13 protein-coding genes are annotated in these 16,305 nt (G+C 72.0%); 4 read left to right on the top strand and 9 right to left on the bottom strand.

Annotated elements, in window-relative coordinates; all coding sequences use genetic code 11:
• Window positions 1-30 precede the first annotated feature (30 nt).
• On the bottom strand, window positions 31-1,497 hold the full coding sequence (locus tag ACIBJE_RS18245; RefSeq protein WP_396749722.1) for a serine hydrolase domain-containing protein: 1,467 nt from the start codon (window positions 1,495-1,497) through the stop codon (window positions 31-33).
• A gap of 50 nt (window positions 1,498-1,547) precedes the next feature.
• Here ACIBJE_RS18245 and ACIBJE_RS18240 point away from each other — a divergent pair, with 50 nt between their 5' ends.
• Window positions 1,548-2,702: a sensor histidine kinase gene (locus tag ACIBJE_RS18240; RefSeq protein WP_396749720.1), complete on the top strand. Its 1,155-nt coding sequence runs from the start codon at window positions 1,548-1,550 to the stop codon at window positions 2,700-2,702.
• The gene (locus ACIBJE_RS18235) at window positions 2,699-3,349 is read left to right on the top strand and encodes a response regulator (protein WP_396749718.1); all 651 of its coding nucleotides are present in this window, start codon (window positions 2,699-2,701) and stop codon (window positions 3,347-3,349) included. Before ACIBJE_RS18240 ends, ACIBJE_RS18235 begins: the two co-directional genes overlap by 4 nt.
• A gap of 5 nt (window positions 3,350-3,354) precedes the next feature.
• Here the strand turns inward: ACIBJE_RS18235 and ACIBJE_RS18230 are convergent, their stop codons facing one another.
• The 7 genes from ACIBJE_RS18230 to ACIBJE_RS18200 form a co-directional block, all read right to left on the bottom strand.
• Window positions 3,355-4,992 (bottom strand): cation acetate symporter, encoded by a 1,638-nt coding sequence (locus tag ACIBJE_RS18230; RefSeq protein WP_396749716.1) that lies wholly within the window; start codon window positions 4,990-4,992, stop codon window positions 3,355-3,357.
• A gap of 1 nt (window position 4,993) precedes the next feature.
• On the bottom strand, window positions 4,994-5,398 hold the full coding sequence (locus ACIBJE_RS18225; protein WP_396749714.1) for a hypothetical protein: 405 nt from the start codon (window positions 5,396-5,398) through the stop codon (window positions 4,994-4,996).
• 104 nt (window positions 5,399-5,502) lie between these two features.
• Complete coding sequence (locus tag ACIBJE_RS18220) at window positions 5,503-7,578, bottom strand: carboxypeptidase regulatory-like domain-containing protein (protein WP_396749711.1); 2,076 nt, start codon at window positions 7,576-7,578, stop codon at window positions 5,503-5,505.
• Window positions 7,579-7,736: 158 nt separating this feature from the next.
• A complete protein-coding gene (locus tag ACIBJE_RS18215) occupies window positions 7,737-8,495 on the bottom strand; it encodes a LytR/AlgR family response regulator transcription factor (RefSeq protein ID WP_396749708.1) in 759 nt (252 codons plus the stop codon).
• Window positions 8,492-9,772, bottom strand: coding sequence for a sensor histidine kinase (locus ACIBJE_RS18210; RefSeq protein WP_396749705.1), 1,281 nt, complete (start codon window positions 9,770-9,772; stop codon window positions 8,492-8,494). Before ACIBJE_RS18210 ends, ACIBJE_RS18215 begins: the two co-directional genes overlap by 4 nt.
• 56 nt (window positions 9,773-9,828) lie before the next feature.
• Window positions 9,829-11,340: a sugar transferase gene (locus ACIBJE_RS18205; protein WP_396750090.1), complete on the bottom strand. Its 1,512-nt coding sequence runs from the start codon at window positions 11,338-11,340 to the stop codon at window positions 9,829-9,831.
• 320 nt (window positions 11,341-11,660) lie between these two features.
• The gene (locus ACIBJE_RS18200) at window positions 11,661-12,521 is read right to left on the bottom strand and encodes an Fpg/Nei family DNA glycosylase (protein ID WP_396749702.1); all 861 of its coding nucleotides are present in this window, start codon (window positions 12,519-12,521) and stop codon (window positions 11,661-11,663) included.
• An 80-nt stretch (window positions 12,522-12,601) separates the two neighbouring features.
• On the opposite strand from ACIBJE_RS18200, the gene ACIBJE_RS18195 reads away from it, so the two are divergent.
• Entirely contained in the window at window positions 12,602-13,768 is a 1,167-nt protein-coding gene (locus ACIBJE_RS18195) for a glycosyltransferase family 4 protein (protein ID WP_396749700.1), read from the top strand.
• 95 nt (window positions 13,769-13,863) lie between these two features.
• On the opposite strand, the gene ACIBJE_RS18190 is transcribed toward ACIBJE_RS18195, so the two are convergent.
• Window positions 13,864-15,252, bottom strand: a complete 1,389-nt coding sequence (locus ACIBJE_RS18190) for a type I restriction-modification enzyme R subunit C-terminal domain-containing protein (protein ID WP_396750088.1) — start codon at window positions 15,250-15,252, stop codon at window positions 13,864-13,866.
• A gap of 432 nt (window positions 15,253-15,684) precedes the next feature.
• Between ACIBJE_RS18190 and ACIBJE_RS18185 the strand changes: the two genes are divergently transcribed.
• Window positions 15,685-16,095, top strand: coding sequence for a type II toxin-antitoxin system VapC family toxin (locus tag ACIBJE_RS18185; protein ID WP_396749697.1), 411 nt, complete (start codon window positions 15,685-15,687; stop codon window positions 16,093-16,095).
• Window positions 16,096-16,305 lie beyond the last annotated feature (210 nt).

Below are 16,305 nucleotides of genomic sequence, written 5' to 3'. Positions count from 1 at the left end.
GATCGACGGCGATCGTCGAGCCGCAGGTGATCAGGCCGGGGCACGGAGCCGGACCATCCGTGCGACGAGCACCGCGACGCCGCCCAGCGCCGCAACGCCCAGCACCAGCGTGACCATCGGATACAGGTAGACGGCCTGGAGCCAGGAGATGTCCATGCCCCGGTAGAGGTAACTCACCACCCGGTGCAGCCAGACCAGGAGTGGCAACGGCAGCAGGTACGGCAGCAGCCGGACGAGGGTGGCCGGGCCGGATCGCCGCCGGTCCGCCCAGCGCCGGGACCGCCGGACGCCCCGGACGGCCAGGAACCCGGTGCCGATCGTGAGCAGGAGCAACCCGACGTCGATCAGGATCAGCGGGGTGGACGAGGGTGCCGGTGACACCGTACGGCCCTCGACCAGGTCGATGAGGCGCGCGCCGAGATCGGGGGCGTCCCCGTACTGGCCTCCGGCGTTCGCGAGGACCACGATGCCGTATCCGCTGGCCGGGAGCACGGCCTGGTACGCGGTAATGGTGATCAGGCCACCCGTGTGGTCGACCAGCGGCGCGCCGGACGGTGTCTCGCCGATGGTCCAGCCCAGACCGTACGAGCCCGTCGCGGGCCGGCGGTGCGTCTCGGCCAGCGCGGCGGCCGAGACCACCGGTGTACCGTCCGGGCCGCGCCCCTGGTCGTTCTGGGCGATCAGCCAGGCGGCCATGTCGTGCGCGGTGCTGAGCACCCCGCCCGATCCGGCACCGAAGGCCGGCGGTTCCGGCAGGGCGACGGCCTTCCCGGCGACCATCCGATGGCCCCGCGCACCGGGCGGCAGGTCGTCGGCGGTGGCGCCGGTGCGGCTGTCGGCCATCCCGAGCGGCCGGAACACGTGCTGGCGCAGGTAGTCGTCGAACGGCTGGCCGCTGACCACCTCGACGAGCCGGGCGGCGACCTGGTAGTTCGGGTTGTGGTATTCGAACCGGGTGCCGGGGTCCGCTGCCAGCCGGGCGGTCCGCATCGACGCGACCACCTCCCGGAGAGTGAGCCGGGTGGGCCCGCTGAACGGCCGGTACGTCGTGTCGGACATGCCGGAGGTCTGGTCGAGCAGATGGCGCACGGTGATCGCGGCGGCGCGGTCGTCGGCCATGGTGAACTCCGGCAGGTGCTCCCGGACCGGCGCGTTCAACCGGACCCGCCCGGCGTCCACCAGTTGCATCACGGCGAGCGCGGTGACCGACTTGCTGAGCGAGGCGACGGCCATGGGTGTGCGGTCGGTGACGGGAGCCCCGGTGGCGGTGTGCCCGTACCCGGCGGTGCGCACCACCTCGCGGCCCCGGATCACGGCGACAGCCATCCCGGGGATGCCGGTCGCTTCGCGGTACGCCCGGACGACGGCGTCGATCGAGGTGGCGTCGACCGGGGGAGCGGGTGCGTGGACGGGGGCGGCCGGAACGGCGAGGACGAGAGCGGCGAGGGCACGGATCAGCACCGTCCGAGCCTGGGGCGTGGTCGGGTCGTCCCGCATCGGACCGTGGTCCGAAGCGATGCCGGACCGACGTCGCTACGGTGGGTCCCGTGGCACCATCGGCCAGGACCCTCGCGCCCGTTTCGCCCCGGCTCTGGCGGTGGGCCTGGATCGCGGTCGACGCGCTGGCCGCGGCGGCCGTGATGACCGCGGTGGTGCTGATGAGACCCGCCTCGGGCTGGTGGGTGTGGTGCCTGGCCGGGCTGCTCGGACTGCCGCTGGCGGTCCGCCGGTGGTGGCCGGTGCCGGTCCTCGTCGTGGTGCTGCTGGCCACGGCCGCCGCGCTGATCGTGGGGATCGGCATCGAGATCGTCGTGTACGTGGTGGCGGTGGCCCTCTACCCCGTGGCGCTGTCGTCGGTCCGGGCCGCCGCCTGGGGCCTCGCCGCCGCGCTCGGCGGCGTGCTGGTGCCGGGCCTGGTCGACGCGTTCGTCGCCGGGCTGCCCATCGTCCCGGCCCGGGAGAACGTGGAGTCCTTCTCGACCACACCGGTGACGGTGACCGGCTACGGCACGGCGGTCATCGCCGCCTCATGGGTCCTGGCCTGGGCGGTCCGCACCCGGCAGCGGCACACCGGCCAGCTCACCGATCTGCGGGTCGCGCGGGCGATCGCCGAGGAACGGCTACGCATCGCGCGGGACGTGCACGACGTGGTGGGACACACTCTCAGCCTGATCACGATGCAGGCGGCGGTCGCGAACCACCTGGGCACCGGGCGGGAGGCCGCGTTGCGCACGATCGAGCAAGCGGGCAGGAGCGCGTTGGACGACGTCCGGACGGTGCTCGGCGGGCTGCGCGAACAGGGCGGTGCCCGGGAGAACGGTGGCCCACCGAGCCTGACCGACCTGGACCGGCTGGTCGAGGAGACCCGGGCGGCCGGCGTGGCGGTCACCGTCGACCGGGCGGACCTGTCGCGCGTACCGGCCGGGGTACGGACGTCGGCGTACCGGATCGTGCAGGAGGCGTTGACGAACGTACGCCGCCACGCCCGTGCTGCGCGTTGCCGGGTCACCGTCGCGGTGACCGACGACGGCCTCAGCCTCGCCGTGGTGGACGACGGCACGACAACGCACCGGACCGACCCGTCCGGGTACGGGTTGCTGGGGATGCGCGAACGCGCCGCCCTGCACCGCGGCAGTCTGTCCGCCGGACCCGAGGCGGATGGTGGCTTCGCCGTCCGTGCGACCCTGCCCTTCCGGACATGACCGGCGATCCGATCCGGGTGCTGCTGGCGGACGACGAACCGTCGTTCCGTGGCACGGTGAGCCGGCTGGTCGACGCGACACCGGGACTGACGGTGGTCGGCGAGGCCGGCACCGGCCGGGCGGCGGTCGCGCTCGCCGCCTCCCGCCGGCCCGACGTCGTCGTCATGGACGTGCGCATGCCCGATCTCGACGGCATCGCGGCCACCGCCCGGATCACCGCCGTGGCGGACCCCCCACGGGTCCTGGTGCTCACCGCGTTCGACCTGGACGACCACGTCTACCGGGCGTTGCGGGCCGGGGCGAGCGGCTTCGTCTTCAAGGACATCACCCCACCCCGGCTGGTTAACGCGATCCAGACGGTGGCGGCCGGAGAGTCGCTGCTCGCGCCGAGCGTCACCCGGCGGCTCATCGCCGGCTCCGTGCCCCGGCGTGTGCCCCGGCGCCGGCTGGACGGGGTGACCCCGCGCGAGCACGAGGTGCTCGCGCTGATCACGCGGGGCCTGTCCAACGACGAGATCGGGGCGACCCTGCACATCAGCCGAGGCACCCTCAAGACCCACATCGGCAGCCTGCTCGCCAAGCTGGCGGCCCGGGACCGGGCGCAACTGGTCATCGCCGGCTACGAGGCCGGCCTGGCCGACTCCTGACGCTCCTACACGTGCAGGGACTCGGGGGTGTGCAGGCGCAGCATGGTGGTGGCGACGTCGACGGGGAGACGGCGGCGGGAGGCCACCGAGACCGCCACCATGACCGTGAACGCGAGCGGCACCGTCCAGGCGGCCGGCTGGGCGATGAGCGTCGCCGGCCAGCCGGTCAGGGGCGGGCCGACCACGGTCAGCAGCACGGCGGTGACCGCCGCCCCGCCACCGGTGAGGATGCCGGCGGCGGCCCCCACGTCGGTCAGCCCCCGCCACCAGATGCCGAGCACCAGCAGCGGGCAGAAGCTGGACGCGGCCACCGCGAAGGCGAGCCCCACCACCTGGGAGACGTCCATCCCCGAGACGTTGAGCGCCAGCAGCGCCGGTGCCGCCCCGGCGATCACGGTGGCCAGCCGGAAACCGCGGACCGATCCGCGCCCGAGGACGTCGGTGGAGATCACTCCGGCGACGCTGGTGAGCAGCCCGGACGAGGTGGAGAGGAACGCCGCGAACGCCCCGGCGGCGACCAGCGCGGCGAGCAGCCGTCCGGTCACCCCGTCGCCGAGCGCGGCACCGGGCAGGAGCACCACCACCGCGTCGGTCTGCCCGGTCACCAGCAGTTGCGGGGTGTAGACCCGACCGAGCACCCCGTACAGGGTGGGCAGCAGGTAGAAGGCCCCGACCATGGCCAGCACCACCAGGGTCGTCCGCCGGGCCGCCGCGCCGTCCGGGTTGGTGTAGAAGCGCACCAGCACGTGCGGCAGCCCCATGGTGCCGAGGAAGGTGGCCAGGATCAGCGAGTAGGTGGCGAAGAGGCCCTGGTCGTCGTCCCCGGTGCTCGGCAGCAGCCAGTCGGCGGCGTCGGTGACCACGCCGGAGACCGCCGGCACCGGGTCGCCGGCCGCGAAGGCCAGTTCGTCGCCGGGGCGTACCTCGCGGGTGGTGCCGTCGGCGAGCGTGAGGGTCGCCGGATGGTCGACCACGACGGTGGTCGCGGTCCGGAACGCCGGTCCGTCGGGCGGGGTCACCTCGGGCCGGCCGTCGGCCTGCCACTGCAACACCAGGAAGATCACCGGTACGGCGAGCGCGGTCAGCTTCAGCCAGTACTGGAACGCCTGGACGAAGGTGATCGCCCGCATCCCGCCGAGCGCCACGTTCGCGATGACCACCACCGCGACGACCAGCGCCCCGACCGGGTACGGCGAGCCGGTCAGCGTGGTCAGCGTCAGCCCCGCCCCCTGGAGCTGCGGCACCAGGTAGAGCCAGCCGATGAAGATCACGAAGACCGTGGCGAGCGCCCGCAGCCGGCGCGAGTGCAGCCGCAGCTCGCAGAAGTCCGGCAGGGTGAACGCCCCGGAGCGACGTAGCGGGGCGGCCACGAACAGCAGCAGCGCCAGGTAGCCGGCGGCGAAGCCGACCGGATACCAGAGCACGTCGACGCCGTACTTGAGGATCAGGCCGGCGATGCCCAGGAAGGACGCGGCGGAGAGGTACTCCCCGCCGATCGCGGCGGCATTCCAGTTCGGGCTGACCGCGCGGGAGGCGACCAGGAAGTCGGAGGTGGTCCGGGCCACCCGCAGCCCGTAGAAGCCGATCCCGAACGTGGCCAGGGTGACCGCGACGATCGCCGGGACCACGTACCCGTTGTCCATCTCAGCGCTCCGGCCGCTGGACGAGGTCGGTGAAGTCCTGCTCGTTCCGTTCGGCCAGCCGCACGTACGCCCAGCCGACCGCGACCAGGAACGGGAAGGCGGCGACCCCGAGCAGCAGCCACGGTAGGTTGACCCCCGCGACGGTGACCCGGCCGACCGTCGGCGCGATGGCGAAGAGCCAGGGGAGCCCGCCGAGCCCGACCAGCACCACCACGGCCAGCCGCAGCGCCAGCGCGAGCTGGGCCCGGACGAGGCCCCGGACCAGGGCCTCGCCCACCCGGGTCTGCTCGGTCAGCTCGCTGCGGGTCCGGTCGGCACCCCGCCGCGACACCTCGGCGAGCACGATCCGCGTCCGGGCAGGCTCCGGTCGCCGGGGTGCGGGTACGGGGTTGGTGGGGGCGGCCACTGACGCAGTCTCACCGCCCCCACCCGAATGTCAAGACCGGGCAGCAGCCGGGCCGGCTGTGCACAACCTGTGGACAACCGGCCCGGAGCCTGTGGAAAACCCGGTCAGCCTGTGGATACCACCAGGTCGACGGTGAGCGTCCCGGTGGTCGGCACGGTGAACCGGGCCACCCGGAGCACGCCGTCGGCGTCGGGAAGCTTGTAGGTGCCGGAGTGGAAGTCTTCCCCGAGCGTCAACTCGTAGGTGAAGTAGACCCGCTGCTGGCCAGGTACCGGTACGTCGAACCGACCGTTCTCGACCCAGCCGGACGCCGCGACGTCACCGGTGTCGGCACTGCGGGCGATCACGTAACCACCGGTGAACGGGGTGCCGTCCGGGGTGGTGACCGCGCCGGTGGCCCGGCTGGCGGCCCGCATCGCCATGTCGTGGGTGGCGGTGCCGCCGGTGGTCACGGTCACCGGAGTGGCGGTGAACCGGCTGACCGCGTTCCCTGACCACTGGTAGCCGTACGGGCGGGAGCCGAAGACCACCGGCCAGGCGTACGGGCCGAGCTTCGTGAGCGTGTAGCGGCCGTCCTCGTCGGTGGTCGTGTCCTTCACCCCGGCGCCGGGGTGACCGGTGAGCACCGAGACGGAGACGTCGCGCAGGGGAGCGCCGGTCGCCGTGTCGGTCACCACGCCGCTGACCGTGCCCGCCCGGTCCATCCGGACCTGCGGACCGGTCACCACCGTGCCGGCGGTCGCTCCGACCGTCGCGGCGTGCCGCTCGTCCCCGGTCCCGCCGGCCGTGCCGACCCACTGCCGGCCGTACGTGTCGTTGATCGGGTCGGCGAAGAGCTTGTACGTGCCGGTGGCGAGCGGACCGACGTTGATCCGGCCGAGGCGGTCGGAGCAGTTGCCGTACCCGTCCAGTAGAGCCGCCCGCTTGGGCAGGAAGGCGGCGAGGCAGACGTCCCGCAGCGCCGCGCCGGTCTGTGCGTCGACGACGGTGGTGGTGATCACCGCGCCTGGACGCATCTTCGGGGAGAGCCGCGTGGTCTGGCCGGCCCGTACCCGGACGTCGAGCAGGTCCCGTGGGAAGTACTGACCGGTGTTCGTGTAGAGGTAGAGGTCGTGCCGGCCTTCGGGCAGCCCGGTGACGGTGACCTTTCCGGTGCCGTTGCTGCATCCGTTGTGGGTGCAGAAGTTGGCGATCGGGGCTCCGGTCACCGAGTCGACGGCGGAGATCTCCACCGAGCCGGTACCGAGGATGCTCTCGGTGACCGTGGTGGTCTGGCCGCCCTGCACGGTGACCACGTCGGCCTCCTCGTGGGTGAGCTTGCCGTCGTAGAACTGCTGCCGGTCACCCGTGTCGAACGAGATCTTGTAGGCCCCGGCGAGCAGCGCCGGGACGGAGAAGGTGCCGTCGGCGCCGGTGCGCGTGTCCACCCCGCCGTACATGTCCACGGTGTTCGCCGCCACGTAGGCGTCCGCGACCGGCTCGCCCGTGGCGCTGGTCAGCGTTCCGGAGAGGCTGCCGGTGGGGAGCACGGTCTCGTCGACGACGATCTCCGAACCGGCGGTGACGGTGTACTGAGCGGCCTCCTCCTCGTCGAGCTTGCCCGGGACGTACTGGCGCTGCCACAGCCCCTCGATCGGGCGGAACGAGATCCGGTGGGTGCCCACCCACGCCGACATCTGGTATCGCCCGTCGGACTCGGTCCGGGCGTACACCACGTCGTAGGTGTCGACCTTGGTCGCCTCCACCAGAAGGTCTCCCACCGGGTTGCCGGCGGCGTCCCGGATCTGGCCGCTGATGGTGCCGGTGGCGAAGAGCTGCTCGTCGACCGTGGTGGTCTCGTTCGCACTGACGGTGATCCGGTCGGCATCCCACGGCGTGGTCTGCTGCCGATGGAACTGCTCCGGCCCGTTCGCGGTGCGGAAGCCCACGGCGTAGCTGCCGGCGGCCAGCCCGGTGACCGACCAGTTGCCGTCCGCGTCGGTGTCGGTCCGGCCGATGACGAAGAAGTTGTTCGGCTCGTAGACATGGACCGTGACGTCGGCCGCCCCGGTTCCGCTGCTGGTGGTCAGCCGTCCGCTGACCGTACCGGTGGCCGCCTGGGCCGGGAGCGCCCCGGGCAGCAGGAGGGATGCGACGGCGACGCCCACCAGGGCGGCGCGACGCGCGAGAGACAATCGCATGTGTGTCCAAACGTGAGGGTGGTGGGGCGTCCGAGCAGCACGACGCCGCACCGACCCCGCGCCCCGTACCGGATCGACACCGGGAGCATAGGCGAACGGCTATTTTTGGGAACTCCACTTTTCGGCCGGGCGGCCAGTGCGGGCGGCGTCCGGTGAGGTCAGCGGGTCCAGTCCTGCTTGGCGGCGCGGACCAGGCGGTCCTTCAGCTCCCGGGTGTGCCGGCGGCTCACCGGCAGCTCGGCGGAGTCGATCACCACCACGTAGCCCGAGTTGACCAGCCGCAGCTCGGCGATCAGCCGCAACTGCACCAGGTACGAGCGGTGGATCCGGACGAAACCGGCATCCGCCCAGCGGTCGGCGAGGGTGGAGAGCGACACCCGGACCAGGTGCGACCCGTCGGCGGTGTGCAGCCGCGCGTAGTCGCCCTGTGCCTCCACCCAGCGCACCGCCGAGCGGGGCAGCATCCGGGTCGTCCCGGCCAGCTCGACCGGGATGGTCGGGTCGTCCTCGGTCCGGGCCAGCGCGGCGGGGTGGCTCGGCACCACCCGTGCCCCGATCACCCGGCGCAGTGACTCGGCCAGCCGTTCCGCGCGTACCGGCTTGCGGACGTAGTCGGTCGCGCCCAGGTCGAAGGCGTCCGCGGCGCCGTCGTCGTACGCGGTGACGAAGACGATCGACGGCGGACGGGCGAAGCGGCGCAACACCCGGGCCAGCTCCATGCCGTCCAGGCCGGGCATCCGGATGTCCAGGAACACCACGTCCACGTCGTCGTCGCGGAGCACCCGCAGTGCCTCGGTGGCGTCCGACGCGGTGTGCAGCCGGGCCACCCGGGGGTCGGCGCGCAGGTGGTACGCCAACTCGTCCAGCGCCGGAGGCTCGTCGTCGACCGCCAGCACCCGCAGGAATCCGCCGGTCACGAGCCGGCCCGGACGCCGGGGTGGAACTTCGGGATCCGCATGCTCACCTTCGTACCCGATCCGAGGCCGGTCTCCACGACCAGGCCGAACCGGTCGCCGAAGGCCGACCGGAGCCGCTCGTCGACGTTGGAGAGCCCGACGTGCTGGCCGGTGTCCTCCCCCGGACCGCCGGAATGACCGGCCCCGATCGAATGCCCGGTCCCGCCGGAACGCCCCGCGCCGTCCGACTCGCCGGCCAGCTCGGCGATCCCGGCGGTCAGGGTGGCCGGGTCCATTCCCACGCCGTCGTCCTCCACCGTGATGTGACACTCGGCGCCCGCGTCCCGGGCCTCGATGCTCACCATGCCCGTGCCGGGCTTGCGGGACAACCCGTGCCGGACGGCGTTCTCCACCAGCGGTTGCAGACAGAGGAAGGGCAGCGTCACCGGCAGCACCTCCGGGGCGATCTGGAGCCGCACCTGGAGCCGGTCGCCGAACCGGGCCCGTTCGATGGTCAGGTAGCGGTCGATCGAGCGCAACTCCTCGGCCAGCGTGGTGAACTCGCCGTGGGCCCGGAAGGAGTACCGGGTGAACTCGGCGAACTCCAGGATCAGCTCCCGGGCCCGCTCCGGGTCGGTGCGGACGAACGAGGCGATGGCGGTCAGCGCGTTGTAGATGAAGTGCGGGCTGATCTGCGCCCGCAGCGCCCGGACCTCGGCTCGGGCCAGCCGTTCCCGGGAGGAGTCCAGCTCGGCCAGGGCGAGCTGGTCGCCGGCCCAGTCGGCGGTCTCCAGGGTGGCCTGCACCAGCCCCGGGGCGGGCGCCTCGTCGGCGACCGCCACCAGCGCGCCGACCACCCGGCCGTCCGGGCCGCTGAGCGGGGCGACCACCGCACCGCGAACCGGGCAGTCGACCCGGTCGCAGCGCAGTTCCACCTCGCCGAGCACGGTCGAGCGGCCGGCGGCCACCGCCTTCCGGGCCGCCGCGCGGAGCTGGGCCGCGTGGTGCCCGCCCCGCCCGTCGAGGGCGAGCAGGTCGTCCCGGTCGGTCAGCGCCAGCCCGACCGCGCCCACCAGGGCCCGCAGATGACGGACGGCCTTGGCCGCGCTGGCCTCGTCCAGCCCGGTACGCAGCGGCGCGGCGGCCAGCCCGGCGGTGTGCAGCACCTCGTACGTGGCCCGCTGGCTGGCGGTGGCGATGCCCCGCCGGGCGCGTAGCCGACCCACCGCGAGCAGGGCGGCCACCAGCGCGGTCACCAGTGCGACGACCGCGAGCACTGCGGGGACGTTGCCGCTCACCCGACGATCCTGTCCGGTCGGGGCACCACCCGCCAAGCCCCTACGGCCGACAGCGGTCAGTACGCGCCCTTGCGGGCGAGCACGACCCCGACGGTCCGCCAGAGGATGCTCAGGTCGTACGCGAGCGACCAGTTGTCGACGTAGTACAGGTCGAGCCGGACCGCCTCGTCCCAGGAGAGGTCGGAGCGACCGGAGACCTGCCACAGACCGGTCATTCCGGGCCGGACCAGCAGCCGGCGCCGCACGTCGCCCAGGAAGTCACCGTCGTCGGCGGGGAGCGGACGCGGTCCGACCAGCGACATCTCGCCCCAGAGCACGTTGATCAACTGGGGCAGCTCGTCCATCGAGGAGGCGCGCAGGAACCGACCGACCGGGAAGACCCGGGGGTCCTCCTTCATCTTGAAGAGCATGCCGTCGTTCTCGTTCTGGTCCACCAGACTCGCGAGCCGGTCCTCGGCGTCGACGTACATGGTGCGGAACTTCCAGACCCGGAACGTACGCCCCTCGTGCCCCACCCGGGGCTGCCGGAAGAAGACCGGTCCCGGGTCGGAGATCCGGATGGCGACCGCGATGGCCAGGAAGACCGGCGCGAGCACCAGCAGCCCCAGCCCGGCCGCCACCCGGTCCATCAGGTTCTTCACCAGCAGCGCCGGACCGGAGAGGGTCGGCTCCTCGACGTGCAGCAGCGGCAGGCCCTCGATCGGGCGGATGTGCACCCGGGGTCCGGCGATGTCGGTCAGCTGGGGCGCGACCACCAGATCGACCCCGGAGCCCTCCAGTTGCCAGGCCAGCCGGCGCAGCTCGCCGGGCTCGGAACTGGCCGAGCCGCAGACCGCGATGGTGTCCCCGCCGACCTCGCGGACCAGGGCGAGCACGTCCCGGCCGGCGTAGACCGGCACCGGGGTCTCGATCCCCCGGACCGCCGCGTATCCGTCGGTGATGTGGATGGCGACCGGCACCAGGCCGGCAGCCGGGTTGCGGGTGACCGCCGCGTACACCTCCAGACACTCCGGCAGGGTGCCCACCAGCACCATCCGGTGCGCCGCCTGCCCGGCGCGCCGCCGGACCCCGTGCAGCGCGAACCGGCCCACCATCCGGCCGAACAGGATCAGCATGGCCGCGCCGAGCAGCGCGGTGCCCACCGTGTACCGGGAGAGGTCCGTCTTGGTGGCGAAGGCCAGGAACGACACACTCGCGGCCACCGTCACGGACGCCCGGATGACCCGCTTGAACTCGTCCGGGCCGAGGCCCAGGTAGCGCCGGTCGTAGGCCCGGTTGCTCCAGAGGATGACCAGCCAGCCGAGCGGAAGCAGCAGGTACGACACCGTGTGGAACCAGGTCGGGTCCTTCTCGGTGTCGGTGAACCCGGCGGCTGCCTGGTCGAAGAGCTGGATGGCGATCCAACTGGCCAGGGCCGCCGCACCGAAGTCGAGCAGCAGAAGGAGGAAGGTGTAGGGACGATGCCACCGGGACACCCGGCGGCTGGACCGCGCCCAGGCCGACCGGGGTACGCCGTTGTGCGACGGCGGTGTCGGCGGCTGGATCTCGAAGCTGTCGACGTGCCGCACGAGTTTGCTCCGGCCTTCGTTGGTCACCGGGCGCTGGAGGCTTGTCGTCACCTCAACTGTGTCCTCCCGCATGACACGCGCCGCTCACATTGTGAGGGGCCCGGTCGCCCACCGTTACCAGTCTCCCACGTGAGTCCCGACACCGCCGTCGACCCTGGGGACATGACGTCGGTGCTGGGACCGGGATCCGGCCGACTCCGATCAGCGGGAGCCGGGGACCGAGCCACTATACCGATGGATCGGGCCAGGGGTAGAGCCACGCAGCCGACGGTGGTGACCCGGGTGGGTGATCTTGGTACGGCTGTCCGATTCGATGTCACTCACCGTACGAGACGGGACAACCGTCGGTCAGCGAGTGGTTTGCCGCCGGTCTGGCAGCGCGGGCAGTACTGGAGGCTGGAGTCGGCGAAGGAGACCTCCCGGACGGTGTCCCCGCAGACCGGGCAGGGCAGGCCCGTCCGGGCGTGCACCGCCAGCCCGGAGCGCTTCTCGGCCTTCAGCTCCGCCGTCCGCTGCCCGACCGAGCGGGTCACGGCCTCGCCGAGCACCCGCCGGGTCGCCTCGTACAGGGTGGCGAGCTGTGTGTCGGTCAGCCGGTCGGTCAGCGCGAACGGCGAGAGCTTCGCCGCGTGCAGGATCTCGTCGGAGTACGCGTTGCCGACCCCGGCCAGCACCTGCTGGTCGGTCAGCACCCCCTTCACCTGGCCGCGCCGGCTGCGCAGCCGTGCGGTGAAGGTGGCCAGGTCGGCGTCGAGGGCGTCCGGGCCGAGCCGGGCCACCCCGGGCACCTGCCCCGGATCGGTCACCAGGTACACCGCGAGGCTCTTCTGCGTGCCCGCCTCGGTCAGGTCGAAGCCGGAGCCGTCGTCGAGGCGTACCCGCAGGGCGATCGGGCCCTTGCCGGGACGCAGCGGGACGGCGGACGGGAACGACTCGCGGTAGTGCAGCCAGCCGGCGCGGGCCAGGTGCACCACCAGGTGCAGGTCACCGTCGAACCGGACGTCGAGGAACTTGCCGTGCCGGCCGGCGTCGAGGAGCGGACGTCCTGCCACCGCGTCCGGCGCGGGATCGTACGTCTTCAGGGCGTTGATCGCGGCTACCTCCAGCCGCTCCACCCGGTGCCCGACCGCACGTCGGCGCAGGTGATCGGCGAGCGCTTCCACCTCGGGTAGCTCCGGCATCCTTCAAAGGTAGCCTTGGCGCCCGTGAGCGTGAGGAATGAGCTTGCGAGTCCCGCAATCGCGAACAAAGGGTCGGCCCTGTGAAAATCGTGGTGGCGCACAACCGGTACCGCCAGGCCCAGCCCTCTGGTGAGAACACCATCGTCGACGCGGAGATCGCCCAGCTCACCGCGGCGGGGGTGGAGGTGCTGCCGTTCATCCGCAGCTCCGACGAGATCCCCACCATGCCGAAGACGGCCAAGGCGCTGCTGCCGATCTCGCCGATCTACGCTCCCCGCGCCCAGCAGGAGCTGAGCCGGCTGCTCACCGAGCACAAACCGGACGCGTTGCACCTGCACAACCCGTACCCGCTGCTCTCGCCCTGGGTGGTGCGGACCGCGCACAAGCACGGGGTGCCGGTGGTGCAGACGGTGCACAACTACCGGCAGGTCTGCTCCTCCGGGGTCTACTTCCGCGACGGCGCGATCTGCCAGGACTGCAAGGGCCGGACGCTGGGCGTGCCGGCGATCAGGAACCGCTGCTACCGGGGCTCGACCGTGCAGAGCGCCCTGATGGCGACCACCCTCGCCGTGCACCGACCCACCTGGCGCTCGGTCGACCGGTTCATCGCCCTCACCTCGCAGATCGCCGAGCACCTACGCGAGTACGGCATCCCCGCCGACCGGATCGTGGTGAAGCCGAACGGCATCCCCGACCCGGGCCAGCCTGCCCCGCTCGGGAAGGGCTTCTTCTACCTGGGGCGGCTCTCTCCGGAGAAGGGCCTCGGCCTGCTGCTCGACGCCTGGCGGCGGCACCCGGACGGCGCGCTCGGCCCGCTGCGCATCGCCGGGGACGGCGAACTGCGCCACCTGGCCGAGCAGGCCGCCGCCGAGCGCTCCGACGTCACCTACCTCGGCTCGCTGGACCGGGACGGCGTCCGGGCGGTGATGGCGCAGAGCGCGGTGGTGATCGCCGCCTCGCTCTGGCACGACGTGCTGCCGACCGTGGTGATCGAGGCGATGGCGAGTGGCCGGCCGGTGCTCGGCACCGACCTGGGCGGCATTCCGTACCTGGTGGGGATGGACGACCCGGCCGGCGCCGTCGGCTGGGTGGTGCCCGCCGACCCGGCCGCCATGGCCGCCGCGCTGCCGCAGGCGGCAGCCGGCGCCGCCGCGCTGTCGGCCCCGGCCCGGCTGCGCTACGAGCGCACCTTCCACCCCGACGTGGTCACCAAGCGGCTGATCGACGTGTACGCCTCGCTCGCCTGAAGCCCCCCCGGCAGCTTGATCAACTCAAGCTGCGGCATCTCGGGCCGTTCTCCTGCTCGGAAACCCCGAGATGCCGCATCTCGCTCGGGCGTCCTCTAAGGCCGACCCGGTAGGAGGTTCCTGGGCGGCACGGCTTCCGGGGCGGCGGTGTCCCGGACGGAGTCGATGATCGCGACCAGGCGGTCCACGTCGGCGGACGGGAAGATCGACTCCGGGTCGGGCGCGATGTCGCTGAACGGGGATTCCCAGAGTCGCTCGGGCGCCAGGACGCCGTTCTGGGTCAGGTGGGCGATGATCAGGCCGATGAAGCTGATCTGGTTCGCGGTGAGGGTGCGGCCGGTCAGGAACTCGCTGAACGCCTCGTTGGCGGCTTCCCGGTCGAGCCCGACCAGCGAGCGGATGAAGAGTCCGAGCCCGTTGGCCGAGCGGCGGGCCTGCTCGATCTCCTCCGGGCCGCCACCGCTGGCCACCAGCATGCGTTCGAGCTCCTCCAGGTCGGTCGGGGAGAGCTGCTTGTTGCGGCGCAGCTTCTGCAACGCGAGGCGGTCCTCGTGTTCGCGGAGGTACGTCCGGGCCTTGGCCTCGAACCGCTCGAAGTTCGTGCCGACCCGGATGTCGTCCAGCGACACGACCGAGATCTCCCCCAGCTCGTCGCTGAAGTCGGTGTAGACGATGGCCCGCTTGGCCCGCTCGATCAGCCGCACCAGCCCGCGCATGCGGCGGCGCATCAGCTCCAGCATCGGCAGGGTCACGTCCTGCCACCACTCGTCCCCGGCCACCTCGTGGAGGAGTTCCTGCTGCTCGCGGACGGCCGGGATGCTGGTCTGCTCCAGCAGCGTCGAGGCGATCAGCTGCACCTGCTGGCGCAGCTTGTCGTAATCGGGTATGGCCTCGAACTGGCCGAGCTGAAGGCGTAGCACCAGCAGGTCGAACCGCTTGGCCGCCTCGTCCTCGTCGGTCCGCTCGGTGGGCAGGCCGGCGAGGTTGCCGCCGATCTCGTCCACGGCTTCCGGGGTGAGCCGGTGCCAGCGGGTGAAGTCGAGGTAGTACTCCACCAGCTTCCGCTTGGGGCGTACGGCGAAGTTGTCGAGGTGGATGCTCTCCACCCGGGCGTGCAGGTCGCGGGCCAGGTCCCAGCGCAGGCCCGCCTCGCTCTGCGTCCCGTCGGCGGTCGTCTCCGGCCCGACGTCGGCGGGGATCCGCTGGTCGAGGCGGTGGATCAGGTCGAGCTGGGCCTTGAACAGCCGCTCGGTCAGTGATTTGCTGAGCTTCCGCTCCGCCTGCTCCGGGTTCTGGTTGAAGAACTCGAAGTTCCGGCAGAAGTCGAAGACGAGGAAGTCCTTCTTGTGCTGGCCGGGGCCGTAGAGGTCCGGGCAGAGCCTGGTGCCCCGGCCGATCATCTGGAGGAACTTCGACTTCGACCGTACGGGCTTGCAGAAGACCAGGTTGACGACCTCGGGCACGTCGATGCCGGTGTCGAGCATGTCCACCGAGATCGCGATGTGCGGGTCTTCTCCTGCTGTGAGAAGTCGTCGATGAGGCTCTGCGCGTACTCGGTCTTGTAGGTGATGACCCGGGCGCGGTGGCCGGCGTGGTTCGGGTAAGCGTCGTCGAACCGCTTCTGGATGAAGTCGGCGTGGTCCTGGTTCCGGGCGAAGATGATCGTCTTGCCGATCCGGTCTCCACCCGCCACCCGATGACCGTGGGTCATCAGCGCCTTCAGGACGTTGTCCACGGTCTCCTTTCGCCCGACTTGTTCCAGTAGGTGACGACAGGTCGACGCTGACCAAGCTGGTAGCTGCGGGGCGGGCCGTCGCCCCGACCGGCGGCGGTCCGGTTCCGCTTCCGCCGAAGCTCGGTGACGAGGATGTGGACGTGGCCGCCACGCTCTCCGCGATGCGAGACGAGGAGCGCTGGTGATCTACCTCGATTCCGCCGCCGTCGTCAAGCTGGTCCGGCAGGAGGCTTACAGTGCTGACCTCGTCTCCTGGCTCAACAGCCACGACGATGTGCCGCTGGTCTCCTCCGCTCTCGTCGAGGTGGAAGTGCCCAGAGGGCTACGCCGATCGGCTCCGCAAGCCTTGATCGGGGTGCCGGCGGCCGTCGGACGGCTCTTCCGGCTGGAGATCGACAGCACGATCCGCGCCACCGCAGCCGCGTTCGCTGAGCCGACGCTACGCAGCCTCGACGCCATCCACCTGGCCACCGCCCAGGTTCTGACCAACGAGTCCGGGACGGCACTCACCGCCTTCGTCACGTACGACCGACGGCTGCTCGACTGCGCCAAGGAGGCAGGACTGCCGGTGGCAAGTCCCGGCCAGAACTGACCCGCGTACGGATATCGGCATCCCACGGACCGTGTTGGGGGTGGTTCGGAAGACCGGTCGTATCTCCTGCCGACGAGCGGCGGGGGGGCCCCGGGGGGGGGGGCCCCCCCCCCCCGGGGCCGGCTGAGGTGGGGAACCTACCCGCCGCGCCGGCAGTGGGCCCGGAGGGTGGTTGGAGGTGCGGCGGGCGGGCCCCCCCCCCGCACAGGG

It is taken from the genome of Micromonospora sp. NPDC050187 (assembly GCF_044459745.1).
Lineage (GTDB): Bacteria > Actinomycetota > Actinomycetes > Mycobacteriales > Micromonosporaceae > Micromonospora.
This window is presented reverse-complemented; position numbering and strand designations above follow the sequence as displayed.